We start from the raw sequence: 23,407 nt of genomic DNA on the forward strand, positions 1-23,407 counted from the left end.
GCGGCTGACTCATGATGAGTCGGCCGTCTGGCTTTTCTGTTCAACCGATTGCAGAGGGCTCTAGATGAAAATGCTTCCCCTACGAGCGGCCATCGCTGCCGCGTTGCTGAGTGTCGCCGTCGGCGTCTCGGCCAAACCCTTGGTGGTCTGTACCGAAAACAGCCCGGAAGGCTTCGACATGGTCCAGTACACGACTGCAGTCACAGGCGATGCAGTGTCCGAAACCATCTTCAACCGTCTGGTGGGTTTCAAGCCCGGTACCACCGAAGTGATTCCGTCATTGGCCGAGTCGTGGGACATCAGCGACGACGGTCTGACCTACACGTTCCACCTGCGCAAGGGCGTCAAGTTTCACACCACCGACTACTTCAAGCCGACCCGCGACTTGATTGCCGACGATGTGGTCTGGAGTTTCCAGCGTCAGCTGGACCCGAATCATCCGTGGCACAAGCAGTCGAGCGTGGGCTTCCCGTACTTTGAAAGTATGGGCTTCAAAGAGCTACTCAAGAGCGTCGAGAAGGTCGACGACAACACGGTCAAGTTCACTCTGACTCGCCGTGAAGCGCCGTTCCTGGCCGACATCGCCATGGCGTTCTCCTCGATCTACTCCGCCGAGTACGCCGAACAGTTGCTCAAGGCCGACAAGATGGGCGACCTGAACAACAAGCCGGTCGGCACCGGCCCGTTTGTCTTCCAGCGTTACGCCAAGGATGCTCAGGTTCGCTTCAAGGCCAACCCGGACTACTTCCTTGGCAAGCCACCGGCTGACGCGTTGGTCCTGGCGATCGCCACCGATAACAACGTGCGCCTGCAAAAGCTCAAGGCCAACGAGTGCCAGATCGCGCTGTATCCGAAACCGGATGACATCCCGAGCATCAAGAAAGACGACAAGCTGAAGGTCGATGAGCTGAACGCGATGACCGTCTCCTATATCGCCATGAACACCACTCGCAAGTACATGAGTGATGTACGGGTGCGCAAAGCGATCGACATCGCCTTCGACAAAGAAGCGGCGGTCAACGCCCTGTTCGGCAAAGGCAATGCCACCGTGGCGGTCAACCCGTACCCAGATACCTTGCTGGGCTACAACCACACATTGACCAACCCGCCCCGCGACCTGGACAAGGCTCGCGCCCTGATCAAGGAAGCCGGTGTGCCGGAAGGCACGGTGTTTACCCTGTTCACCCGCAACGGTGGGGGTGCAACCAACCCGAACCCGATGCTCGCCGCGCAGATGATGCAGGCTGACCTGGCGAAGATCGGGATCAAGGTCGATATTCGTGTCATGGAATGGGGCGAAATGCTCAAGCGCGCGAAAAACGGCGAGCACGATATGGTGGCCGCTGGATGGGCTGGCGATAACGGTGACCCGGATAACTTCCTGACGCCTATGCTCAGTTGTGAGGCCGCCAAAAACGGCGAAAACTATGCACGCTGGTGCAACGAGAAATTCCAGGCACTGCTCGACCAGGCACGGGCCAAAGTGGATCCGGCCGAACGCGCCGCGCTCTACGAACAGGCCCAGGCCATTTTCAATCAGGACCAGCCGTGGATCAGCCTGGCGCACACCCGGATGTTCACGGCAATGCGCAGCAACGTAGAGGGTTATCACATTAGCCCCCTCACCACGAATAACTTCGCCACCACCCAGGTGAAGTAGATAAGAAACGCTCGGCATCGCTGACCCCAGCGCTGCCGGGCACGCCTAACCGGCTGATGAGGTACACCTTACGATGTTTAGTTTTATTGCCCGCCGACTGGGGTTACTGATCCCCACGTTCTTCGGCATCACCTTGCTGACTTTCGCGTTGATTCGCATGATTCCTGGCGACCCCGTGGAAGTGATGATGGGCGAACGTCGAGTCGACCCCGAAATGCATGCCCAGGCAATGGAACGCCTGGGTCTGAATAAACCCCTGTATGCCCAGTACCTGGATTACATCGGCAAACTGGCCCACGGCGATCTTGGCGAATCCCTGCGTACCCGGGAAAGCGTCTGGACCGAGTTCAGCTCTCTATTCCCCGCGACCCTGGAACTGTCCATGGCCGCCCTGTTGTTCGCCGGTATCCTGGGCCTTCTGGCCGGGGTGATCGCGGCACTCAAGCGAGGATCCCTGTTCGACCATGGGGTGATGGGCATCTCCCTGGCGGGATACTCGATGCCGATCTTCTGGTGGGGCCTGATCCTGATCATGTTCTTCTCGGTGAGCCTGGGCTGGACCCCGGTGTCCGGGCGGATCGACCTGCTCTACGACATCGAGCCGCGCACCGGCTTCATGCTGATCGATACGTTGCTGGCCAATGACGTCGGGGCGTTCTTCGATGCCCTGCATCACCTGATCCTTCCGGCCATCGTGCTCGGCACCATTCCGCTGGCGGTCATCGCGCGGATGACCCGTTCGTCGATGCTCGAAGTGCTGCGTGAAGACTACATCCGTACCGCCCGCGCCAAAGGCCTGTCGCCGGCGCGCGTGGTGTTCGTTCACGGCCTGCGTAACGCATTGATTCCGGTCCTGACCGTGGTCGGCCTGCAAGTCGGCACGTTGCTGGCCGGTGCAGTCCTGACCGAAACCATTTTCTCCTGGCCCGGCATCGGCAAATGGCTGATCGAAGCCATTGGCGCACGGGACTATCCCGTGGTGCAGAACGGCATCCTGTTAATCGCCTGCCTGGTAATTCTGGTCAACTTCGTGGTGGACATCCTCTACGGCTTTGCCAACCCACGCATTCGTCACCAGCGCTGAGATCATTATGACCATGACCACTTCAATTCCAGCGGTAGCAGTCGATCAAAGCCTGCTGTACCCGTCTCCATACAAAGAATTCTGGCAAGCGTTCTCCAAGAACAAAGGCGCCGTCGCCGGCCTGATGTTCATGCTGCTGGTGATTTTCTGCGCACTGTTCGCCCCTTGGGTCGCGCCGCATAACCCAAGCGAGCAATACCGCGACTTCCTGCTGACGCCGCCAGCCTGGCTGGAAGGCGGGCAGATCCAGTTCCTGCTGGGTACCGATGAGCTCGGTCGCGACCTGCTGTCGCGTTTGATTCACGGTTCGCGCCTGTCCTTGCTGATCGGCTTGTCGTCGGTGGTCATGTCGCTGATTCCGGGGATCCTGCTGGGTCTGTTCGCCGGGTTCTTCCCGCGCGTGCTCGGCCCGACCATCATGCGTCTGATGGACATCATGCTGGCCCTGCCGTCCTTGCTGCTGGCCGTGGCGATTGTCGCCATCCTCGGCCCTGGCCTGATCAACACCATTATCGCCATCGCCGTGGTTTCGTTGCCGTCCTATGTTCGTCTGACCCGCGCCGCGGTGATGGGCGAACTGAACCGCGACTACGTTACCGCCGCGCGTCTGGCCGGTGCCGGTCTGCCCCGCCTGATGTTCATCACCGTGCTGCCCAACTGCATGGCGCCGCTGATCGTTCAGGCCACCTTGAGCTTCTCTTCGGCGATTCTCGATGCCGCAGCGCTGGGCTTCCTCGGCCTTGGCGTACAACCGCCGACCCCGGAGTGGGGCACCATGCTGGCTTCGGCTCGCGACTACATCGAACGCGCCTGGTGGGTGGTGAGTCTGCCTGGTTTGACCATTTTGCTCAGCGTGCTGGCAATCAACTTGATGGGCGACGGCCTGCGCGATGCGCTGGACCCGAAACTCAAGAACGCCGCCTGAGGAGATTCAAATGTCACTGTTAGAAATCAAGAATCTCAACGTTCGCTTCGGCGACGCCAACGCTGTTCCGGTCGTCGACGGTCTCGACATTTCCGTGGACAAAGGTGAAGTGCTGGCCATCGTCGGCGAATCGGGTTCCGGCAAGTCCGTGACCATGATGGCGCTGATGGGCCTGATCGAGCATCCGGGGATCGTCACCGCCGACGCCCTGAATTTCGACGGCAAGAACATGCTCAAGCTCAGCAACCGTCAGCGTCGGCAAATCGTCGGCAAAGACCTGGCCATGGTTTTCCAGGACCCGATGACCGCGCTGAACCCGAGCTACACCGTCGGCTTCCAGATCGAAGAAGTGCTGCGTCTGCACCTGAAAATGTCCAGAAAGGACGCCCGCAAGCGCGCCATCGAACTGCTGGAAAAAGTGGAAATCCCGGGCGCCGCCAGCCGTATGGACGCCTACCCGCATCAACTCTCCGGCGGCATGAGCCAGCGTGTGGCAATTGCCATGGCGATTGCCGGCGAACCGAAACTGCTGATCGCCGACGAACCGACTACTGCGCTGGACGTAACGATTCAGGCGCAGATCATGGACCTGCTGCTGGCCCTGCAAAAAGAGCAGAACATGGGCCTGGTGTTGATCACCCACGACCTCGCGGTCGTAGCCGAAACCGCCCAGCGCGTGTGCGTGATGTATGCCGGCCAGGCTGTTGAAGTCGGCCAGGTGCCACAGCTGTTCGACATGCCGGCGCACCCCTACAGCGAAGCACTGCTCAAGGCCATTCCGGAACACAGCCTGGGTGCCGCACGCCTGTCGACACTGCCGGGCATCGTTCCCGGTCGTTACGACCGCCCACAAGGCTGCCTGCTGTCGCCACGCTGCCCGTACGTGCAGGACAACTGCCGCGTGCAGCGGCCAACCCTTGACCCGAAAAGCAACAGCCTCGCCCGCTGCTTCTACCCGCTGAATCAGGAGGTGGCGTAATGGCCGTCGTACTTACCGCCCGCAACTTGACCCGTCACTACGAAGTGTCCCGCGGCCTGTTCAAGGGTCATGCGACCGTGCGCGCCCTTAACGGTGTGTCGTTCGAACTGGAAGCCGGCAAAACCCTCGCCGTTGTGGGCGAATCGGGTTGCGGCAAATCCACCCTGGCCCGCGCCCTGACACTGATCGAGGAGCCCTCCTCCGGCTCCTTGAAAATCGCCGGACAGGAAGTCGCCGGCGCCGACAAGGCTCAGCGCAAGCAGCTGCGCAAAGATGTGCAGATGGTGTTCCAGAGCCCGTACGCGTCCTTGAACCCACGGCAGAAAATCGGTGATCAACTCGCCGAGCCGCTGCTGATCAACACCAACCTCAGCGCCTCGGAACGTCGCGACAAAGTCCAGGCCATGATGAAACAGGTGGGCTTGCGTCCCGAGCACTACCAGCGCTACCCGCACATGTTCTCCGGCGGTCAGCGCCAACGGATTGCCCTGGCCCGCGCGATGATGCTGCACCCGAAAGTGCTGGTCGCGGACGAACCGACCTCGGCCCTGGACGTATCTATTCAGGCGCAGGTACTCAACCTGTTCATGGATTTGCAGCAAGAGTTCAACACCGCCTACGTGTTCATCTCCCACAACCTGGCGGTGGTGCGTCACGTCGCCGATCACGTGATGGTGATGTACCTCGGACGCCCGGTGGAAATGGGCCCGAAAGAGGACATCTACACCCGCCCTCTGCACCCGTATACCCAGGCGCTGTTGTCGGCCACTCCGACCATCCACCCGGATCCGGACAAGCCGAAAATCAAGATCGTCGGCGAATTGCCCAACCCGCTGAACCCGCCGTCCGGCTGCGCCTTCCACAAGCGCTGCCCGTACGCGACCGAGCGCTGCACCACGGAAGAACCGCTCCTGCGCCTGGTCGATACCCGTCAGGTGGCTTGCCACTACGCCGAGCAATTCCTCGACGGCGCGGCGTAAAATGTGGGAGCGGGCTTGCTCGCGAAAGCGGTCTGTCAGTCGACATTGCTATTGACTGGCATGACGCCTTCGCGAGCAAGCCCGCTCCCACAGAGATACTTGACCTGTTCACCAACCCCTTTTATTCCGATTGCGCATCAGTCGTGGAGAGGGGTTTTCTTTTGTCCGACATTTACGTTTGCGTGTCTTCCTCGTCCTCCTCATCGGCGTCTGGGTCGTCTTCGTCTGATTCAGTCGCAGCGATCATCAGCTCGCTATGCACGCCTTGCCCGTTCAAGGCCTGTTTTTCATGGTCCTCACATTCTGCCCACGCCACCGCCGACGTGCCGAGGGACAGCATCACCAAAACCTTAAGCAACAACACAATGCGTTGAAAAATGCTCATAGCCGATTCCATCCTTTGTGGGTGACGCATGGATGCCTGAAAGGTACTGAATGAAATTTAGTTCCGATTGACCGGGTTCTCCAGACAGGACGCTACCGGGTAGCAGAAAATGCCGTTGGCGGGGAGATTGGTTTCGAATAGGTGTTATGCCGAAAAGATCAAACACCAAAATCACCGCTTAATGATTGCGCACCATGAAAATCCCTCGCAGGATTGGACGACCTGCACAGAGCAGGACGTCTGGACAGAAGGCACGTTTTGATCAAGGGACACAGGATGACTTCCAGCGCTTTCGCCCCCATGCAATCACTCGCCAATTCGCTGCTGCCTCATGCACTGGAACCCTAGGAGGATGGAGCCACGATCTGTCTCACCTGCAACGGGTATGGCACAGCGTGCGCTTGCTACATACGCAAGAGGGTGGCGATCTTGAGGTGCTATTGGCAGCCGTGCTGTTGCACGACTGTGTGGCAGTGGAAAAGAGCTCGCCGTTGTGTTCGCAGGCCTCAACGCTAGCAGCACAGAAAGCGTCACGAGTGTTGGCAGACATGGCTTGGCCCAACGCCAAAATCGCCGCCGTCGCCCATGCCATCGAAGCCCATAGCTTTTCCGCCAACATCACTCCAATCTCACTGGAAGCGAAAATCCTGCAGGATGCCGACCACCTGGACGCTTTGGGTATGCTCGGCGCTGCACGCATGTTCTACGTTGGCGGACGTTTAGGCCGTTCGCTTGACGACCCGCTGGATCCCGAAGCGAATGAACGCGCTTACGACTACCAGCGCTTTTGCCTTGACCATTTCCAGACCAAATTGCTGCACTTGGCAGACTGTTTCCAGACCACCGAGGACAATGTCCTGGCGCAGATTCGCCATGAACGCTTGAAAGGATTTTTGGACCAGTTCAAGGAAGAGATCGGCATTGGCTGATCGACCGCGCTAACGTAAGACCAAACGACTCAGACAAAGGCCAGTACCATGGAACTGTCACGAATACTACTGGAACTCGAACAACGCCTCTTATCCCAGGCTACCCGCCACGATGCCGGAGAAATTTCTAACCTGATCGCCGACGAATTCATCGAGTTCGGTGCCAGCGGTAACATCTGGACCAAAGCGGACTTGGTCGAGCAATTGCCGGACGAAACCTTCACCCAACGCACCATCAGCAAATTCGCGGTCAAGCCACTATCAAAACACACCGCCCTGGTGACCTATCAATGTCGGACTGCCGCCACCAACAGCCTGCGTAGTTCAATCTGGCGTAAGCAGGACGAGCAATGGCAGATGGTGTTTCATCAGGGAACATTTTTTTGTAGGAGCGAGCTTGCTCGCGATGGAGGCCAACGATAATGCGCCCTTCCTGAATAAATGTGACGCCCTTGAGATCATCGCGAGCAAGCTCGCTCCTACAATGGAATGCGCCAGCTACAAAAAAGCCCCGCAGCTTACGCATCGGGGCTTTGGGTGTTACGGCTCAGCGCTTAATGATGCTCACGCGTCGCACGGAATTTCACATCCGGCCAGCGCTCTTCCATCAGCGCCAGGTTGACCCGGGTCGGGGCCAGGTAGGTCAAGTGACCGCCACCGTCCAGCGCGAGGTTTTCCACCGCTTTGTTGGAGAATTCCTCAAGCTTCTTCTTGTCGCTGCATTCGACCCAGCGCGCGGAATAAACAGTGATCGGCTCGTAAGAGCATTCAACCTTGTATTCCTCTTTCAAACGGCTGGCGACCACATCGAACTGCAGCACACCGACGGCGCCGAGGATGATGTCGTTGCTGCGCTCGGGGAAGAACACCTGAGTGGCGCCTTCTTCGGCCAGTTGCTGCAAGCCCTGGCGCAGTTGCTTGGATTTCAGCGGATCACGCAGACGCACGCGACGGAACAGTTCCGGGGCGAAGTGCGGGATGCCGGTGAAACCCAGGACTTCGCCTTCGGTGAAGGTGTCGCCGATCTGGATGGTGCCGTGGTTGTGCAGGCCGATGATGTCGCCGGCAAACGCTTCTTCCAGCTGCTCACGCTCGGAGGAGAAGAACGTCAGCGCATCGCCGATCCGCACGTCTTTGCCGGTGCGCACGTGGCGCATTTTCATGCCTTTTTCGTATTTGCCGGAGCAGATCCGCATGAAGGCGATGCGGTCGCGGTGTTTCGGGTCCATGTTCGCCTGGATCTTGAACACGAAGCCGGCGAATTTCTCTTCGACCGGTTCCACGGTGCGCTCGTTGGCGACACGGGCCAGCGGTTTCGGCGCCCAGTTGACCACGGCGTCGAGCACGTGATCGACACCGAAGTTGCCCAGTGCAGTACCGAAGAACACTGGTGTCAGTTGGCCGTCGAGGAATTCCTGTTGATTGAATTCGTGGCAGGCGCCCTGCACCAGTTCCAGCTGATCAACGAAGCGATCGTATTCGTCGCCCAAGTGCGCGCGGGCTTCATCGGAGTCGAGCTTCTCGATGATTTTCACATCGGTGCGCTCGTGACCGTGGCCAGCGGTGTAGACGATGATGTAGTCGTCGGCGAGGTGGTAAACACCCTTGAAATCGCGGTAGCAACCGATCGGCCAGGTGATCGGCGCAGCCTTGATCTTCAGGACCGCTTCGATTTCGTCGAGCAGTTCGATCGGGTCGCGGATGTCGCGGTCGAGTTTGTTGATGAAGCTGACGATCGGCGTGTCACGCAGACGGCAGACGTCCATCAGCGCGATGGTCCGTGGCTCTACACCCTTACCGCCGTCGAGGACCATCAAGGCCGAGTCCACCGCTGTCAGAGTGCGGTAGGTATCTTCGGAGAAGTCTTCGTGGCCCGGGGTGTCGAGCAGATTGATCATGTGCTCGCGATATGGAAACTGCATGACCGACGTGGTAATCGAAATACCCCGTTGTTTTTCCATTTCCATCCAGTCGGAGGTGGCATGGCGGTCGGACTTGCGAGATTTCACCGTGCCGGCAACCGCAATCGCCTTGCCCATCAGCAAGAGTTTCTCGGTGATGGTGGTTTTACCGGCATCGGGGTGGGAAATAATGGCGAAAGTGCGGCGTTTCGCGACTTCGGCGGCCTGTTTGGTCATGGGAAATCGCCTGGCAGGTGATTCAAAAAAAGGGCGCAGATTATAGCCCAACTTGAGTCAATAACCGAACCGTTGAGCACATTAGGGGTGGCCAAATGCTGCCGCAGATGGGAACCTTTTAAAGCATGGAGACGTCCACTCCCCCGTAACGACCACTCGTCGGGGGCCTGAAACACCTGCAATTCGGCCTGACGAGGCTGTGCTCATGGCTTGATTGCATGCTGCTTTGCCGGCATGAACGAGCTGCTTCTCGCGATCATTTTTTCGGCAGCCAAGAAAGGCCTTGCCACACGAAAGAGTGTTCGCCGACTGAAAAAAGGAGTCCGCCTGTGGCTATCCACTATGGCAAAGGGCTGATAGGAGGCGCGCTGGTAATCGCCCTTCTGGCCCTGCTGATCCACTGGATCGGCATCAACACGATCGAACAGTACCGCGACGATTTGTTGTTTTACCTGCAAGCTCATCTGGTTCTCGTCCTCGCTTCCATGCTGGCCGCCCTCGCTGTGGGCATCCCTGCCGGTATCTTCCTCAGCCGCCCGACCATGGTTGGACGCGCCGAACGCTTCATGCAGATCTTCAACATCGGCAACACCGTGCCGCCTCTCGCCGTACTGGCCATCGCCCTGGGTATCCTCGGCATCGGCAGCGGCCCCGCGATCTTCGCCTTGTTCCTCGCCTCACTGTTGCCGATTGTGCGCAACACCTACGAAGGGCTGAAAAACGTCCAGGGTTCACTCAAGGAAGCGGCCGTCGGCATCGGCATGACACCGACTCAGGTGCTGTGGCGGGTCGAACTGCCGAACGCCATGCCAATCATCATTGGCGGCGTGCGCGTGGCGCTGGCGATCAACGTCGGGACTGCACCGCTGGCGTTCCTGATTGGCGCCAATAGCCTGGGCAGCCTGATTTTCCCCGGCATTGCCCTGAACAATCAGCCGCAACTGCTGCTCGGCGCGGCATGCACCGCCCTGCTGGCCTTGCTGCTCGACGGACTGGTGACACTCGCCAGCCGCCTCTGGCTCGAACGCGGCTTGCGCCCGTCTTAAGCCTCGGCAAAGGAATATTTATGAAAAAGCTAAGCCTATTACTGGGCTGCGTTCTGCTGTTCGCAGGATTTGCCCAAGCCGCTGAAAAACCGCTGATCCGCATCGGCGCCCGGGTGTTCACCGAACAAACCCTGCTGGCGGAAATCACTTCCCAATACCTGCGCACCAAGGGTTACGACACCCAAGTGACGGGCGGTCTGGGTAGCAACCTGGCCCGCAGCGCCCACGAAAGTGGTCAATTGGATTTGATGTGGGAATACACCGGCGTTTCGCTCGTGGCCTACAACCATGTCACAGAAAAACTCGACAGCGAACAGTCCTACGCCCGAGTAAAAGAACTCGACGCGAAAAAAGGCCTGGTCTGGCTCACCCCGTCGAAATTCAGCAACACCTACGCCCTGGCACTGCCGGAAAACACCGCGAAGGCTTATCCGCAGATCAACACCATCAGTGAGCTGAACACAGTGCTGCAGGCTGAGGCGAAGACCAATCACCTCGTCGCCTTGGACACCGAGTTTGCCAACCGTTCCGACGGTCTCGATGGCATGGTCGACCTCTACGGCATGAACCTGACCCGCAACAACATCCGTCAGATGGACGCCGGGCTGGTCTACACCGCCCTTCGCAATGGCCAGGTGTTTGCCGGTCTGGTCTACACCACCGACGGTCGTTTGAACGCCTTCAAGCTCAAGTTGCTGGAAGACGACAAGCATTACTTCCCGGACTACACCGCCGCGCCGGTGGTGCGTCAGGTTTACCTCGACGCCCACCCGAAACTCTCCGAAGAGCTCAAGCCGCTGGCCGAACTGTTCGACGACGCCACCATGCGTCAGCTCAACGCACGGGTCGATGTCGATCACGAAAGCCCTTCATCCGTTGCTGCAGATTTCCTGCGCCAGCACCCCATCAACTGAGGAGGAAAAGCCATGGAATTTTTGAACGCCTTTTCCCATCTCGATTGGCCGCAGGTTTTGCACCTGACCTGGCAGCACATCACCCTGGTCGGCATCGCCGTGACCCTGGCGATTCTGGCCGGCGTGCCGCTGGGCATCCTGATGACGCGGTTCCCGACCCTCGCCGCCCCCTTGCAAGCCAGCGCCACGGTGCTGCTGACCGTGCCGTCGATTGCGCTGTTCGGCCTGCTGCTGCCGTTCTATTCGAAATTCGGCCAGGGCCTCGGCCCGATGCCGGCAATCACCGCGGTGTTTCTGTACTCGTTGCTGCCGATCATGCGTAACACCTACCTCGCCCTGACCGGCGTCGAACCGGGCATTCGCGAAGCGGCGCGTGGCATCGGCATGACCTTCGGCCAGCGCCTGCGCATGGTCGAACTGCCGATCGCCGTGCCGGTGATCCTCGCCGGTGTGCGCACCGCCGTGGTGATGAACATCGGCGTGATGACCATCGCCGCGACCATCGGCGCCGGTGGCCTCGGTGTACTCATTCTCGCTTCCATCAGCCGCAGCGACATGTCGATGCTGATTGTCGGCGCCGTGCTGGTCAGTCTCCTGGCCATCTTCGCCGACCTGCTTCTGCAATGGCTGCAACGCATGCTGACGCCAAAAGGATTACTCAAATGATCGAACTTCAAAACCTCAGCAAGACCTTCCAAAGCAACGGCAAAGATGTGAAAGCCGTGGACTCGGTAAGCCTGACCGTCAATGAAGGCGAAATCTGCGTGTTCCTCGGGCCATCGGGCTGCGGCAAAAGCACTACGCTGAAGATGATTAACCGGTTGATCAAACCGACCTCCGGCAAGATCCTGATCAACGGCGAAGACACCACCGGCCTCGACGAAGTGACCCTGCGGCGCAACATCGGTTATGTGATCCAGCAAATCGGTCTGTTCCCGAACATGACCATCGAGGAAAACATCACCATCGTTCCGCGCCTGCTCGGCTGGGACAAACAGAAATGCCACGACCGCGCCCGCGAGTTGATGAGCATGATCAAGCTCGAACCCAAGCAATATTTGCATCGTTATCCGCGAGAACTGTCCGGCGGCCAGCAGCAGCGGATCGGCGTGATTCGTGCGCTGGCGGCGGATGCACCGTTGCTGTTGATGGACGAACCGTTCGGCGCGGTCGACCCGATCAACCGCGAGATGATTCAGAACGAGTTCTTCGAGATGCAACGGGCGCTGAACAAAACCGTGATCATGGTCAGCCACGACATCGACGAAGCCATCAAGCTGGGCGACAAGATCGCGATTTTCCGTGCCGGTAAACTGCTGCAGATCGACCACCCGGACACCCTGCTCGCGCACCCGGCGGATGACTTTGTCAGCAACTTCGTCGGCCAGGACAGCACCCTCAAGCGTCTGCTGCTGGTGAAAGCCGAAGACGCGGCGGACAACGCGCCATCGGTGAGCCCGGGAACGCCGGTGGCCGAAGCGCTGGAGTTGATGGACGAACTAGACCGTCGCTACGTGGTGGTTACCTGCGCCGAGAACAAGGCCTTGGGCTACGTGCGCCGTCGCGACCTGCACCGCCAGACCGGCACGTGCACGCAATACCTGCGCGAGTTCAACGCCATCGCGGCGTACGACGAGCATTTGCGCATCCTGTTGTCGCGCATGTACGAGTTCAATCGCTCGTGGCTGCCGGTGATGGACGCGGAGCGAGTGTTCCTGGGGGAAGTGACCCAGGAATCGATTGCCGAGTATTTGAGCTCCGGCAAGTCCCGTGGGGGCAAGACGAGTATTGTTTCGCCAGCGGAAGCTGCGTTAGCCTGATCCCTTTCTACTGATCGTTCCCACGCTCCGCGTGGGAATGCATCCAGAGACGCTCTGCGTCTCAACGGCTGGACGCAGAGCGTCCGGGGCGGCATTCCCACGCAGAGCGTGGGAACGATCAGGCAATGCAAATCCCTCCAAAATTCCTCATTCGGGGAACATCACACTGTCATGCAGGTCGGTTACATCAGTAGCTGTCCGGGACCGCACGACGGAAGCGTGCAAAAACGCGACATTTTTTGTTGATCTCAAGCCCCTCACGCCCTAAAGTTCGCGCCGAACGTCCATGCTGGAAACGATCCATCCGGCTCAAGTACTGACGACGAGACAGCAAGGCCAAGGGTAAGCACCGCCTCCCATGGCCTTTTTGCTTTCGGCGACATGCCTTGGGAAGTAGGCGAACCAAAGTGGGGATACGGAGGGCGTTCAGGAGGGTGTGTCATCAATGAGTTCACGAGTGAACTCATTGATGACACACCCTCGCACCCATTGATAATTTCAGTTTGCCAGTAGGAGTTCCCAGCATGTCGATCAATGTCGAAGACTATTTCGCGCGTGATACCTTCCAGAAAATGAAGGCCTTCGCCGACAAACAAGAAACCCCGTTCGTGGTGATCGACACCGCGATGATCAGCCAGGCCTACGATGACCTGCGCGCCGGTTTCGAATTCGCCAAGGTCTACTACGCGGTCAAGGCCAACCCGGCCGTGGAAATCATCGACTTGCTCAAAGACAAAGGCTCGAGCTTCGACATCGCCTCGATCTACGAGCTGGACAAAGTGATGGATCGCGGCGTCAGCGCCGACCGTATCAGCTACGGCAACACCATCAAGAAATCCAAGGACATCCGCTACTTCTACGAGAAGGGCGTGCGCCTGTTCTCCACCGACTCCGAAGCCGACCTGCGCAACATCGCCAAGGCTGCACCGGGTTCGAAAGTCTACGTGCGCATCCTGACCGAAGGCTCGACCACCGCCGACTGGCCGTTGTCGCGCAAATTCGGTTGCCAGACCGACATGGCCATGGACCTGCTGATCCTCGCCCGAGACCTGGGCCTGGTGCCGTACGGCATCTCGTTCCACGTGGGCTCGCAACAGCGTGACATCAGCGTCTGGGACGCGGCGATCGCCAAGGTCAAAGTGATCTTCGAGCGTCTGAAAGAAGAAGACGGCATCCACCTGAAGCTGATCAACATGGGCGGTGGCTTCCCGGCCAACTACATCACCCGCACCAACAGCCTGGAAACCTATGCCGAAGAAATCATCCGCTTCCTCAAGGAAGACTTCGGCGACGACCTGCCGGAAATCATCCTGGAACCGGGCCGTTCGCTGATCGCCAACGCCGGCATTCTGGTCAGTGAAGTGGTGCTGGTGGCGCGTAAATCCCGTACCGCCGTCGAGCGATGGGTGTACACGGATGTGGGCAAGTTCTCCGGCCTGATCGAAACCATGGACGAAGCCATCAAGTTCCCGATCTGGACCGAGAAGAAAGGCGAGATGGAAGAAGTGGTCATCGCCGGCCCAACCTGCGACAGCGCCGACATCATGTACGAAAACTACAAGTACGGTCTGCCGCTGAACCTGGCGATCGGTGACCGTTTGTACTGGTTGTCGACCGGTGCTTACACCACCAGCTACAGCGCTGTTGAGTTCAATGGCTTCCCGCCGCTGAAGTCCTTCTACGTGTAAAACTACACGCAGAAATCAAAAAGCCCATGACGTGTCATGGGCTTTTTTGTGTCTGACAATCCAGGCTGCCTAAGTAGTTGCTACCGGTCGTCCCGCACATGCCACAGACGACAACAACCCCTCATTCGCTCCGCTCATCGTTCAGCTGAACGAAGCGTTGATGGTAGAGGCCCGCAAATTCCCGAATGCGCGGATTCACTGCGTTCAACAACGCCTTGCTCGCCACTCGCAAGAAATTCAGATTCCCGCCATCCAGTGCCTTGCGCAACCAGACCAACGCCTCGTCGATGTTCCCTTCATCCGCGAGAACGGCGGCATAACTGAATTGCCCACGAAAATCCCCGCCCACCGCCGAGCGTCGATACCAGTCGCGGGCAGCTTGCGGATCCGCCGGGCAAACCCGGCCCTCTTCCAGATAACGCCCCAGCAAATTCATCGACTTTGCGTGGCCCAATTCAGCGGCTCGGCGATACAGATTCAGTGCTTGCACCTGATCCTCGATCACCCCGCGTCCAGTGGCCAGCAGATTGGCGTAGTTGTACATCGCCCAATCCAGTCCGGCTTCAGCGGCGACGCGATAATGCCCCGCGGCGATCGTGGCGTCGGCGGTGCAACCCCAGCCATGTTCATGACACCGACCGAGCATGTTGCGCGCCATCAGATGTCCACGCTGAGCGGCAATCTCGAACCAGCACAAGGCCAGCGGCTGATCCTGCTCAATCCCTCGCCCGTCCAGCAGGATCTGCCCGAGCAACGCCTGAGCATCGAGAACGTCTTCACGGGCGGCGATCAGAATTGCCTGAGCCGCCCGTGCGGGGCTTTCCTCGAGCATCCATTTGAGGCGGTCGCCATCGAGGATTTCCTCGCGGCGCAACCGAAAATCCGTCACTTACACCTCGACCCAGCGACGCAACAGGTTGTGATAGGTGCCGGTCAGGCGGATCAATGAAGGGTGGTCGGGCATGTCTTGGGTCAGCTGTTGAATCGCCCCGTCCATCTCGAACAGCAAGGCACGCTGGCTGTCTTCACGCACCAGGCTTTGCGTCCAGAAAAACGAGGCGTAACGGGTGCCACGCGTAACGGCGTTGACTTTGTGCAGGCTGGTGCCCGGATACAGCACCATGTCGCCGGCCGGCAACTTCACGCGCTGGGTACCAAAGGTGTCCTGGATTTCCAGTTCGCCGCCGTCGTAGTCCTCCGGTTCGCTGAAGAACAGCGTCGCCGACAGGTCGGTGCGCACCCGCTCGATGCTGCCCTTGGGCTGACGCACGGCGTTGTCGATGTGAAAGTCGAAACTGCCGCCAGCCGTGTAACCGTTCAGTAACGGAGGGAAGACCTTGTGCGGTAATGCCGCCGACATGAACTGCGGATTTTTCCACAACCGTTCGAGCATCGCCGCACCGATTTCCTTGGCCAGCGGATGCCCTTCGGGCAATTGCAGATTGTGCTTGGCCTTGGCCGACTGGTAACCGGCGGTGATTTTGCCATCGGCCCAATCCGCCTGCTTCAGGGCCTCGCGAATGCGCTGCACTTCTTCTTTCGCGAACACGCCGGGAATGTGCAGCAACATGAAAAGACACCTGAAGGCAAAGGGGCGTCAATGGTATTGATTCTTATTGCCTGTGTAAAACCCGGGTGACGAATGAAACGGCAAAAACCGTAAAGGTCAATTGTAAAGAATGTAAATTAATCGCGAATAGCAACGTTTCGCAATTGATACAGATACGTGTTTACCCTATATTCCGCGGCCTCAAATCCTTGGGGAGGGGAACTCACATGTCACGCCAACAACTACAATTAACGGTCAGTTCACCGCGTTTGCTCGCCTCTGCAATTGGCATGGCGATCACTGCCGGCTCTGCGGGCCACATGGTTTTCGCGGCCGAGAAGACCGGCGAAAAAGCACTGAACAATGCGATTTCCCTGGACGCGACCAGCGTTGTGGGCGAGCAGGATGACGCCTCCTACAAGACCGATACTTCGGCCTCCAAGAAGTACACCGCGCCACTGCGCGAGACGCCGAAAAGCGTCACTGTGATCCCGCAACAGGTGATTCGCGACACCGGCGCCACCAGCCTGGTCGACGCCCTGCGCACGACTCCGGGCATCACCTTCGGTGCCGGGGAAGGTGGCAACCCGGCGGGCGATCGTCCGATCATTCGTGGCTTCAACGCCGAAAGCGACACGTTCGTCGACGGCATGCGCGACCCGGCGTCCCAGAGCCGCGAGATCTTCAACGTCGAATCGATCGAAGTCAGCAAAGGCCCGGGTTCAGCCTTCACCGGCGCCGGTTCCACCGGTGGCAGCCTGAACCTGGTGAGCAAGACCGCCAAACTGGGCAACGCCTACAACGGTGGCTTCACTTGGGGTTCGGATCAGACCAAGCGCACCACTCTCGATCTGAACCAACAGATGACCGATACCTCGGCCGTGCGTCTGAACCTGATGAAGCACGAAGCCAACGTCGCCGGCCGTGATGCCGTGGACGTCAGTCGCTGGGGCGTGGCGCCGTCCTTCGCTTTCGGACTGGGCACCGATACCCGCTTGACCGTCGGCTACTACCACGTCGAAACCGACGACATGCCCGACTATGGCATCCCGTTGACCTTGAGCCCCAACCGCAGCAAGCACAACGTCGATAAACCTGTGAATGTCGATCGCGACAACTTCTACGGCCTCACCGGTCGCGACTTTCGCGAAACCACCAATGACAGCGGCACCATCAAGATCGAACACGATCTGAATGAAGACCTGACCGTGTCGAACAGCTTCCGTATGTCCCGTTCGACCCTGGACTACATCGTCAGCAACCCGGACGACAGCAAGGGCAACGTGGTCAATGGCAGCGTTTATCGTGGCGCGAAGAGCCGTAACTCGACGTCCAGCGGCTGGGTCAGCCAGACCGACCTGAGCGCCAAATTCAACACTGGCGCCATCGAGCATAGCCTGGTGACCGGCCTGGAGTTTTCCTATCAGGATACCCACAACCGCCCGTACCTCTTGACCTCCACCGCCAGCGGAACCCGGTGTAACAGCGCCCTGTTCACTTCCGGCGACTGCACCAGTCTGTACAACCCGACGCCTGGGGGTAACTGGAGCGGCACAATCACCGACAGCAAAGCCTTCACCGATACCGACACCAAAACCGCCGCGGCCTACGTGTTCGATACCCTGAAGTTCAACGAGCAATGGTCCCTGAATCTGGGCCTGCGTTACGACAACTTCCAGGTCGAATCCAGCGGCTTCGCCAACGCTGGCAGCACAGCCCCAGCGGGCAGTTTCTCCCGTGAGAACACCAGCGACCTGGTGAACTACCAGATCGGCGTGGTCTACAACCCGGCACCTAATGGCAGCGTCTACGTGGCCTACTCCACTTCCAGCAACCCCGCCGGCGAAACCAGCGGCAACGGTGGCCTGGAGCTGGCAGCGAACAACAGCACTCTGGAGCCGGAAAAAAATCGCAACTACGAGATCGGTACCAAGTGGGACTTCTTCGGTGACGATCTGTCGCTGACCGCCGCGCTGTTCCGCACCGAGAAAACCAACGCGCGAATCAACGATCCGGACGGCGGCACCACTCAAGTGCTGGACGGCGAACAGCAGGTCAATGGCCTGGAACTGACCTACACCGGCAAGCTGACCCATAACTGGAGAGTCTTCGGCGGCTACACCTACATGGACAGCGAAGTGGTCAAAACCACCCTCGCCGCCGATGAAGGCAACCACATGCCAAGCACCCCACGGAATAACTTCACGTTCTGGTCGACCTACGACCTGGTGCCGGACAAGTTGACCGTCGGTGCCGGTGCGACCTTCGTCGACTCTCAGTTCGGCAACGTCGCCAACTCGGTGGAAATCCCGTCCTACTGGCGTTACGACGCGATGGCCAGCTACCGTCTGACCAAGAACGTCGACCTGCAACTCAACGTACAGAACCTGACCGACAAGCGTTACTTCGACCAGATACTCCAGAACCACTACGCCCACGTGGCGGCGGGCCGTACCGCCCTGCTGAGTGCCAACTTCCACTTCTGATAACAGAAGCGTGAAGGCCAAAGCCCTAATGCCCGACAGTTAAGCGAAAATCCCTGTGGGAGCGGGCTTGCTCGCGAAGGCGGTCTGACAGCCAACATCTTTGTTGAATGTTAAATCGCTTTCGCGAGCAAGCCCACTCCCACAGGTTCCGCGGCGTAACTGACTGGCATTAGGCCAAAGCCCCGTTCATCGAAGTGAACGGGGCTTTTGTGTGTAAAAAAGAATCCTTCTCGACAACTCACGGCATAATGCGCGCCGTGATGATGACTTTTGAACGAACAAGGCGAGCGACGTGTTGAAGAAATCCCTGTTCCAGTTGCACTGGTTTTTCGGCATCAGTGCCGGACTGGTCCTGGCCCTGATGGGCATTACCGGGGCGGCGGTATCGTTTCAGGATGAAATCCTGCGCGCGCTGAACCCCTCTGTGCTGCACGTCGAAAAGCAGATCGCCGGCGTGCTGCCGCCTGCCGAGCTGGTGGAGAAAATCGAAGGTGCCTCGGGCAAGAAAGTCTCGATGCTCTGGGTCGAGACCGACAGCGGTAACGCCGCGCGGGTAATCTTCACCGCGCCGCCAGGCGAACGCCGCGGGGCGATGCGTTACTTCGACCCGTACACCGCCGAATTCATGGGTGACGTCACGGGCCAGGACTTCTTTGGCCTGATGCTGCAACTGCATCGGGTCTTGGCCATGGGCGATATCGGTCGGCAGATCACCGGCGCCTGTACGCTGATTCTGCTGTTCTTCTGTCTGTCCGGCCTGTACCTGCGCTGGCCGCGCCAGTGGAAAAGCTGGCGCGCCTGGCTGACCCTGGACTGGAATAAAAAGGGTCGTAGCTTCAACTGGGATCTGCACTCGGTGGCCGGTACCTGGTGCCTGGTGTTCTACCTTCTGGCGGCGCTGACCGGGCTGTCCTGGTCGTACGAGTGGTACAACAAAGGCCTGACCCGGCTGCTTTCCGATTCGCCGCAGAACGAACGAGTGCGCAGTGGTCGCGGCCCTGCACCAAGCGGTCCGGCTCCCACTGCCGATTACGCCGCCATATGGAGCAGCATCTACAGTGCCGCTGGCCCTGATCTTTCATCCTACAACGTGCGTATGCCGCCCGTGGCCGGGCAACCGGCAACTGTGTTCTATCTGCTGAAGAATTCACCCCACGACCGCGCACTGAACCAGATCACCCTCGATCCGGCGACCGGCATCGTCAGCCGTCATGACCGCTACAGCGACAAGAGCCTCAAGGCACAGTTGCTGACCAGTATTTATGCGCTGCACGTCGGCAGTTATTTCGGGATGGTCGGTCGGATAATCCTGACGATTGCTGCGCTGGCCATGCCGCTGTTTTTCGTCACTGGCTGGTTGCTGTACCTGGACCGTCGACGCAAGAAACGTCAAATCAAGAATGCCCGCAAAGGCCTCGCGCAACGGGGCAGCGACGCGCCCGCATGGCTGATCGGCTTCGCCAGCCAGAGCGGATTCGCGGAGCAACTGGCCTGGCAGACCGCCGGACAATTGCAGGCCGCCGGGTTACCGGTGAAGGTTCAACCGTTGGCGAATGTCAGTGAACAGGACCTGCAGGATTCCAGCAACGCGCTGTTTGTGGTCAGCACCTTCGGCGACGGTGAAGCACCGGACAGCGCCCGAGGATTCGAACGCAAAGTGTTGGGTCGAGCGCTGAGTTTCGACAGCCTTAACTATGCCGTACTCGGCCTCGGTGACCGCCAGTATCAACACTTCTGCGGCTTCGCCCGCCGCTTGCACACCTGGCTGGGCGAGCACGGCGGCAAGACCTTGTTCGCCCCGGTGGAAGTCGACAGCGGTGATCCTTACGCCTTGCGTCACTGGCAACAACAACTCGGCCTGCTGACGGGCCAGGCGCCGGTGGATACCTGGCAAGCACCCAGCTACGACAACTGGACCCTGACCCGCCGCGAATTGATGAACCCGGACAGCAGCGGTTCGCCTGTGTACTTGCTCGGCCTCACCGCCCCTACCACCAGCAGCTGGCTGGCCGGTGACCTGGTGGAAGTGCTGCCGCGCAATTGTCCGTGGGACATCGAGCATTTCCTCGACGGCCTGGGGATTGACGGTCGAGCCACGGTTGAGTTCGATGGCCTGTCGCAAACGCTGGAACAAGCCCTGGCCAGCCGCCAACTGCCCGAGAATCGCGCTCATCTGGTCGGCCTGCACGCGCAAGCGCTGGCGGACGCCTTGGTGCCGTTGGCCATGCGCGAATACTCCATCGCCTCGATAGCCGCCGACGGCGTGCTGGAATTGATTGTGCGTCAGGAACTGCATTCCGACGGCACCTTGGGCGTCGGTTCCGGCTGGTTGACCGAGCATGCGCCCGTGGGTAGCGGCATCAGTTTGCGGGTGCGACGCAACAGTGGCTTCCATCTACCGAACGAACCAGTTCCAATGATCCTGCTGGGCAACGGCACCGGACTGGCCGGGTTGCGCAGTTTGCTCAAGGCACGGATTGCCGACGGGCAGCAGCGTCAGTGGCTGCTGTTCGGCGAGCGTAATCGGGAACACGATTACCTGTGTCGCGCAGAGCTTGAGGAATGGTTGATCAACGGCGACCTGGCGCGTCTGGATCTGGCGTTTTCCCGAGATCAGACGCACAAGGTCTATGTGCAGGATCGCCTGCGCGAATCCGCCGCCGAGCTGAAAAAATGGCTGGCCGATGGCGCCGTGATTTACATCTGCGGCAGTTTGCAGGGGATGGCTTCAGGGGTGGATCACGCGCTCAACGAATTGCTGGGCATTGAAGAGGTCGACCGCCTGATCGAACAAGGCCGCTACCGCCGCGACGTCTACTGACACCATTGATCCCTGTGGGAGCGGGCTTGCCCGCGATTGCGGACTGTTGATCGTTCCCACGCTCCGCGTGGGAATGCAGCCCGGGACGCTCCGCGTCCCTTTCAAGCCGAACGCGGAGCGTCCGTTGAGGCATTCCCACGCAGAGCGTGGGAACGATCATGCGGCCCTCACACCGGCTGCAACTTGCGCTCAAACACCCCCGCAGCACCACACTCATCTCCCCCCTTTGCCCGTCGATGTTCACCTCCGAGAGCTGCGGGCCACAGCCGAACCAGCGCCATTGCTCATCGGCCTCCAGTAACAACATGAAATAGGAAATTTCAGCGCCGCTTTTGGGAAACGTCCTAACGCCAGCCTCTGAGCCTTTCAGTTGGTTCGAGGTGAACCCAGACGAACAAGAAGCGCTAATGAAAAAGCTCGGTTTCCCGGACACCCCGGATTTTCTGCCCGCCCCAACACAACAACCCACCCAGGCGCAGATACAAGCCTTCCAGGACGCCGGCGCAGCGGTAGCCGCCATTAACCGAAAGAATGAACTGGACGCCAACGCCCGCTGGGAGATGCATCAGAAAAAACAACAGGACGCACTCAACACTCAGCCCGATTCGCAGGGTTGCGTGTTCGCCAAGAGCTGCAACCTCCCTGACGGCGTCATCAATCACAGCCACCCGGCCGGATTTGTCCCCGTAGAGAAATTGGCCGACTACGGATTATGGGCCGTGCTCGACACCGGTGCGCCGATCACAGCCGCCGGGGTCCCCCTGAAACTGGTGAGAGGCTCAGCCACGGCCGGCGCCATCGCCCAACGTCTCGGAGGCTCTCTTGCACTCGGTCTGCTATCAGGCTCCACGGTTGTGGCCGCCGGCGCAGCGCTCGGGACCGTGGCACTCCTGATGCCGAATACCCGCCTTTCCCTCGACAGCGCCTTCTACAAGAAAGAACAGTACGCGGAACTGAATACCGGGCGAACCCGTGTGCGCCTCAACGTGAAGACCTTGCCGGACGGCTCCGTCAACGCTTACGGCTTCTACACCGGCGGGAAAAAAGACTGGGAATTTGTCCCGGTCATCAAGGCCACCCAGGAAGGCGAACAGTTTGTCGCCGACCTCGGCAACGGCATCGGCCTGATCTGGACGCCTGCGGCGAACCCCGACGATATACCACGCATCCCGGCCCTCGAAGGCGCCCCGCCACTGCCGACGATATGGGTGTACCCGCCCACCGAGCAAGCCAACAAGGCTTTGGTGAACCCGGAGCATCCACCCGATTATCAGGACGCGATTATCTGGTTTCCTGCGGATGCGGGGCTTGAGCCGATCTACATCGTGCTCAATGCCCGGTTTGAACCCGGAGGGGTTACGGGGGTGGGCGAGGATGTGGCGGGGGTTTGGCTTGCTGGGGCTGGCACCGGGTTAGGCGCTCCCGTTCCAACGCGGATTGTTGGTCAGCTTCGTGGCCAACAGTTCAATAGCTTCGACGCATTCAGGAAAGCGTTCTGGATAGCCGTAGCCAATGACGTAGAGCTAAGTCAGCAATTCAATTCACGCAACCTGTCCGGCATGGCGAAAGGCTTGGCCCCTGCAGCCCCAAAAATCGAGCATGTAGGAAAACGAATTGCATTCGAATTGCACCACGTGGAACCAATCAAGGATGGTGGCGCCGTATACGATGCTGACAATCTGCGAGCTGTCACGCCAAGGCGCCATATCGACATACACAGAAGGGCTGAATAATGGATTTGAAGAGCAATCTTGCCGAGTACACAAAACAGGAATTCATAGCGCTGATTGGCGCTATCGGCGATGCCGAAATAGAGGAAGACCGGGGGAAGCTGGTGGAGCACTTCAACAACATCGTGCCGCATCCAGCAGGGAGCGACTTGCTGTTCTATCCAGAGGATGGAGCAGATGACTCGCCGGAAGGAGTCGTGCAGACAATCGAAGACTATTGCGCGTCCAAAGGCTTGCCAGGTTTCAGGGACTGATCCAGAGAACTGAAGTCGT

19 protein-coding genes and 1 pseudogene are annotated in these 23,407 nt (G+C 59.3%); 16 read left to right on the forward strand and 4 right to left on the reverse strand.

All coding sequences use genetic code 11. The annotated features are described in order from the left end of the window. Positions 1-64 precede the first annotated feature (64 nt). The 5 genes from IC37_RS07855 (at position 65) to IC37_RS07875 (ending at position 5,628) form a co-directional block, all read left to right on the forward strand. Entirely contained in the window at positions 65-1,660 is a 1,596-nt protein-coding gene (locus IC37_RS07855; protein ID WP_030128044.1) for an ABC transporter substrate-binding protein, read from the forward strand. Positions 1,661-1,733: 73 nt separating this feature from the next. Further along, entirely contained in the window at positions 1,734-2,744 is a 1,011-nt protein-coding gene (locus IC37_RS07860; protein WP_030128045.1) for an ABC transporter permease subunit, read from the forward strand. A gap of 13 nt (positions 2,745-2,757) precedes the next feature. Continuing rightward, positions 2,758-3,669 (forward strand): ABC transporter permease subunit, encoded by a 912-nt coding sequence (locus IC37_RS07865; protein ID WP_030128046.1) that lies wholly within the window; start codon positions 2,758-2,760, stop codon positions 3,667-3,669. A gap of 10 nt (positions 3,670-3,679) precedes the next feature. Further along, positions 3,680-4,648, forward strand: a complete 969-nt coding sequence (locus tag IC37_RS07870; protein WP_030128047.1) for an ABC transporter ATP-binding protein — start codon at positions 3,680-3,682, stop codon at positions 4,646-4,648. Beyond that, a complete protein-coding gene (locus tag IC37_RS07875; protein ID WP_030128048.1) occupies positions 4,648-5,628 on the forward strand; it encodes a peptide ABC transporter ATP-binding protein in 981 nt (326 codons plus the stop codon). Before IC37_RS07870 ends, IC37_RS07875 begins: the two co-directional genes overlap by 1 nt. A gap of 172 nt (positions 5,629-5,800) precedes the next feature. On the opposite strand, the gene IC37_RS07880 is transcribed toward IC37_RS07875, so the two are convergent. Next, positions 5,801-6,013: a hypothetical protein gene (locus IC37_RS07880; RefSeq protein WP_030128049.1), complete on the reverse strand. Its 213-nt coding sequence runs from the start codon at positions 6,011-6,013 to the stop codon at positions 5,801-5,803. Positions 6,014-6,289: 276 nt separating this feature from the next. Between IC37_RS07880 and IC37_RS07885 the strand changes: the two are divergent. Both IC37_RS07885 and IC37_RS07890 read left to right on the forward strand, forming a co-directional pair. Beyond that, positions 6,290-6,942 (forward strand): annotated as a pseudogene (locus IC37_RS07885) (HD domain-containing protein). 48 nt (positions 6,943-6,990) lie between these two features. Then, complete coding sequence (locus IC37_RS07890) at positions 6,991-7,365, forward strand: DUF4440 domain-containing protein (protein ID WP_030128050.1); 375 nt, start codon at positions 6,991-6,993, stop codon at positions 7,363-7,365. 131 nt (positions 7,366-7,496) lie between these two features. Here IC37_RS07890 and IC37_RS07895 read toward each other — a convergent pair whose 3' ends face one another. Continuing rightward, the gene (locus IC37_RS07895; protein WP_030128051.1) at positions 7,497-9,080 is read right to left on the reverse strand and encodes a peptide chain release factor 3; all 1,584 of its coding nucleotides are present in this window, start codon (positions 9,078-9,080) and stop codon (positions 7,497-7,499) included. A 329-nt stretch (positions 9,081-9,409) separates the two neighbouring features. Here IC37_RS07895 and IC37_RS07900 point away from each other — a divergent pair, with 329 nt between their 5' ends. The 5 genes from IC37_RS07900 (at position 9,410) to IC37_RS07920 (ending at position 14,548) form a co-directional block, all read left to right on the forward strand. Continuing rightward, complete coding sequence (locus tag IC37_RS07900) at positions 9,410-10,126, forward strand: ABC transporter permease (RefSeq protein WP_030128052.1); 717 nt, start codon at positions 9,410-9,412, stop codon at positions 10,124-10,126. 20 nt (positions 10,127-10,146) lie between these two features. Next, a complete protein-coding gene (locus tag IC37_RS07905) occupies positions 10,147-11,040 on the forward strand; it encodes a glycine betaine ABC transporter substrate-binding protein (protein ID WP_030128053.1) in 894 nt (297 codons plus the stop codon). Between the two features lie 12 nt (positions 11,041-11,052). Then, positions 11,053-11,706, forward strand: a complete 654-nt coding sequence (locus IC37_RS07910) for an ABC transporter permease (protein WP_030128054.1) — start codon at positions 11,053-11,055, stop codon at positions 11,704-11,706. Further along, a complete protein-coding gene (locus IC37_RS07915; RefSeq protein WP_030128055.1) occupies positions 11,703-12,860 on the forward strand; it encodes a betaine/proline/choline family ABC transporter ATP-binding protein in 1,158 nt (385 codons plus the stop codon). Before IC37_RS07910 ends, IC37_RS07915 begins: the two co-directional genes overlap by 4 nt. Before the next feature lie 524 nt (positions 12,861-13,384). Then, on the forward strand, positions 13,385-14,548 hold the full coding sequence (locus tag IC37_RS07920; protein WP_030128056.1) for a type III PLP-dependent enzyme: 1,164 nt from the start codon (positions 13,385-13,387) through the stop codon (positions 14,546-14,548). A 121-nt stretch (positions 14,549-14,669) separates the two neighbouring features. Here IC37_RS07920 and IC37_RS07925 read toward each other — a convergent pair whose 3' ends face one another. Together IC37_RS07925 and IC37_RS07930 are read right to left on the reverse strand one after the other, a co-directional pair. Further along, complete coding sequence (locus tag IC37_RS07925; protein ID WP_051414783.1) at positions 14,670-15,380, reverse strand: tetratricopeptide repeat protein; 711 nt, start codon at positions 15,378-15,380, stop codon at positions 14,670-14,672. A gap of 57 nt (positions 15,381-15,437) precedes the next feature. Continuing rightward, a complete protein-coding gene (locus tag IC37_RS07930) occupies positions 15,438-16,118 on the reverse strand; it encodes a Fe2+-dependent dioxygenase (RefSeq protein WP_030128058.1) in 681 nt (226 codons plus the stop codon). Positions 16,119-16,324: 206 nt separating this feature from the next. Here IC37_RS07930 and IC37_RS07935 point away from each other — a divergent pair, with 206 nt between their 5' ends. The 4 genes from IC37_RS07935 (at position 16,325) to IC37_RS07955 (ending at position 23,388) form a co-directional block, all read left to right on the forward strand. Next, positions 16,325-18,583 carry a TonB-dependent siderophore receptor gene (locus tag IC37_RS07935; protein WP_030128059.1) on the forward strand — a complete coding sequence of 753 codons (2,259 nt, stop codon included), beginning with the start codon at positions 16,325-16,327 and terminating at the stop codon, positions 18,581-18,583. 292 nt (positions 18,584-18,875) lie between these two features. Next, positions 18,876-21,404: a sulfite reductase flavoprotein subunit alpha gene (locus IC37_RS07940; protein WP_030128060.1), complete on the forward strand. Its 2,529-nt coding sequence runs from the start codon at positions 18,876-18,878 to the stop codon at positions 21,402-21,404. Between the two features lie 407 nt (positions 21,405-21,811). After that, positions 21,812-23,137: an S-type pyocin domain-containing protein gene (locus IC37_RS07950; RefSeq protein ID WP_095920345.1), complete on the forward strand. Its 1,326-nt coding sequence runs from the start codon at positions 21,812-21,814 to the stop codon at positions 23,135-23,137. Next, a complete protein-coding gene (locus IC37_RS07955; protein WP_030128062.1) occupies positions 23,137-23,388 on the forward strand; it encodes a bacteriocin immunity protein in 252 nt (83 codons plus the stop codon). Before IC37_RS07950 ends, IC37_RS07955 begins: the two co-directional genes overlap by 1 nt. The last annotated feature ends 19 nt before the right edge of the window (positions 23,389-23,407 follow it).

Origin of the sequence: Pseudomonas sp. QTF5 (assembly GCF_000512695.2) — a bacterium.
Classification (GTDB): domain Bacteria; phylum Pseudomonadota; class Gammaproteobacteria; order Pseudomonadales; family Pseudomonadaceae; genus Aquipseudomonas.

Coding starts and splice junctions, on each gene's coding strand:
- IC37_RS07855 (WP_030128044.1), top strand. CDS start 65: ATGAAAATGCTTCCCCTACGAGCGGCCATCGCTGCCGCGTTGCTGAGT.
- IC37_RS07860 (WP_030128045.1), top strand. CDS start 1,734: ATGTTTAGTTTTATTGCCCGCCGACTGGGGTTACTGATCCCCACGTTC.
- IC37_RS07865 (WP_030128046.1), top strand. CDS start 2,758: ATGACCACTTCAATTCCAGCGGTAGCAGTCGATCAAAGCCTGCTGTAC.
- IC37_RS07870 (WP_030128047.1), top strand. CDS start 3,680: ATGTCACTGTTAGAAATCAAGAATCTCAACGTTCGCTTCGGCGACGCC.
- IC37_RS07875 (WP_030128048.1), top strand. CDS start 4,648: ATGGCCGTCGTACTTACCGCCCGCAACTTGACCCGTCACTACGAAGTG.
- IC37_RS07880 (WP_030128049.1), bottom strand. CDS start 6,013: ATGAGCATTTTTCAACGCATTGTGTTGTTGCTTAAGGTTTTGGTGATG.
- IC37_RS07890 (WP_030128050.1), top strand. CDS start 6,991: ATGGAACTGTCACGAATACTACTGGAACTCGAACAACGCCTCTTATCC.
- IC37_RS07895 (WP_030128051.1), bottom strand. CDS start 9,080: ATGACCAAACAGGCCGCCGAAGTCGCGAAACGCCGCACTTTCGCCATT.
- IC37_RS07905 (WP_030128053.1), top strand. CDS start 10,147: ATGAAAAAGCTAAGCCTATTACTGGGCTGCGTTCTGCTGTTCGCAGGA.
- IC37_RS07910 (WP_030128054.1), top strand. CDS start 11,053: ATGGAATTTTTGAACGCCTTTTCCCATCTCGATTGGCCGCAGGTTTTG.
- IC37_RS07915 (WP_030128055.1), top strand. CDS start 11,703: ATGATCGAACTTCAAAACCTCAGCAAGACCTTCCAAAGCAACGGCAAA.
- IC37_RS07920 (WP_030128056.1), top strand. CDS start 13,385: ATGTCGATCAATGTCGAAGACTATTTCGCGCGTGATACCTTCCAGAAA.
- IC37_RS07925 (WP_051414783.1), bottom strand. CDS start 15,380: ATGCTCGAGGAAAGCCCCGCACGGGCGGCTCAGGCAATTCTGATCGCC.
- IC37_RS07930 (WP_030128058.1), bottom strand. CDS start 16,118: ATGTTGCTGCACATTCCCGGCGTGTTCGCGAAAGAAGAAGTGCAGCGC.
- IC37_RS07935 (WP_030128059.1), top strand. CDS start 16,325: ATGTCACGCCAACAACTACAATTAACGGTCAGTTCACCGCGTTTGCTC.
- IC37_RS07950 (WP_095920345.1), top strand. CDS start 21,812: ATGAAAAAGCTCGGTTTCCCGGACACCCCGGATTTTCTGCCCGCCCCA.
- IC37_RS07955 (WP_030128062.1), top strand. CDS start 23,137: ATGGATTTGAAGAGCAATCTTGCCGAGTACACAAAACAGGAATTCATA.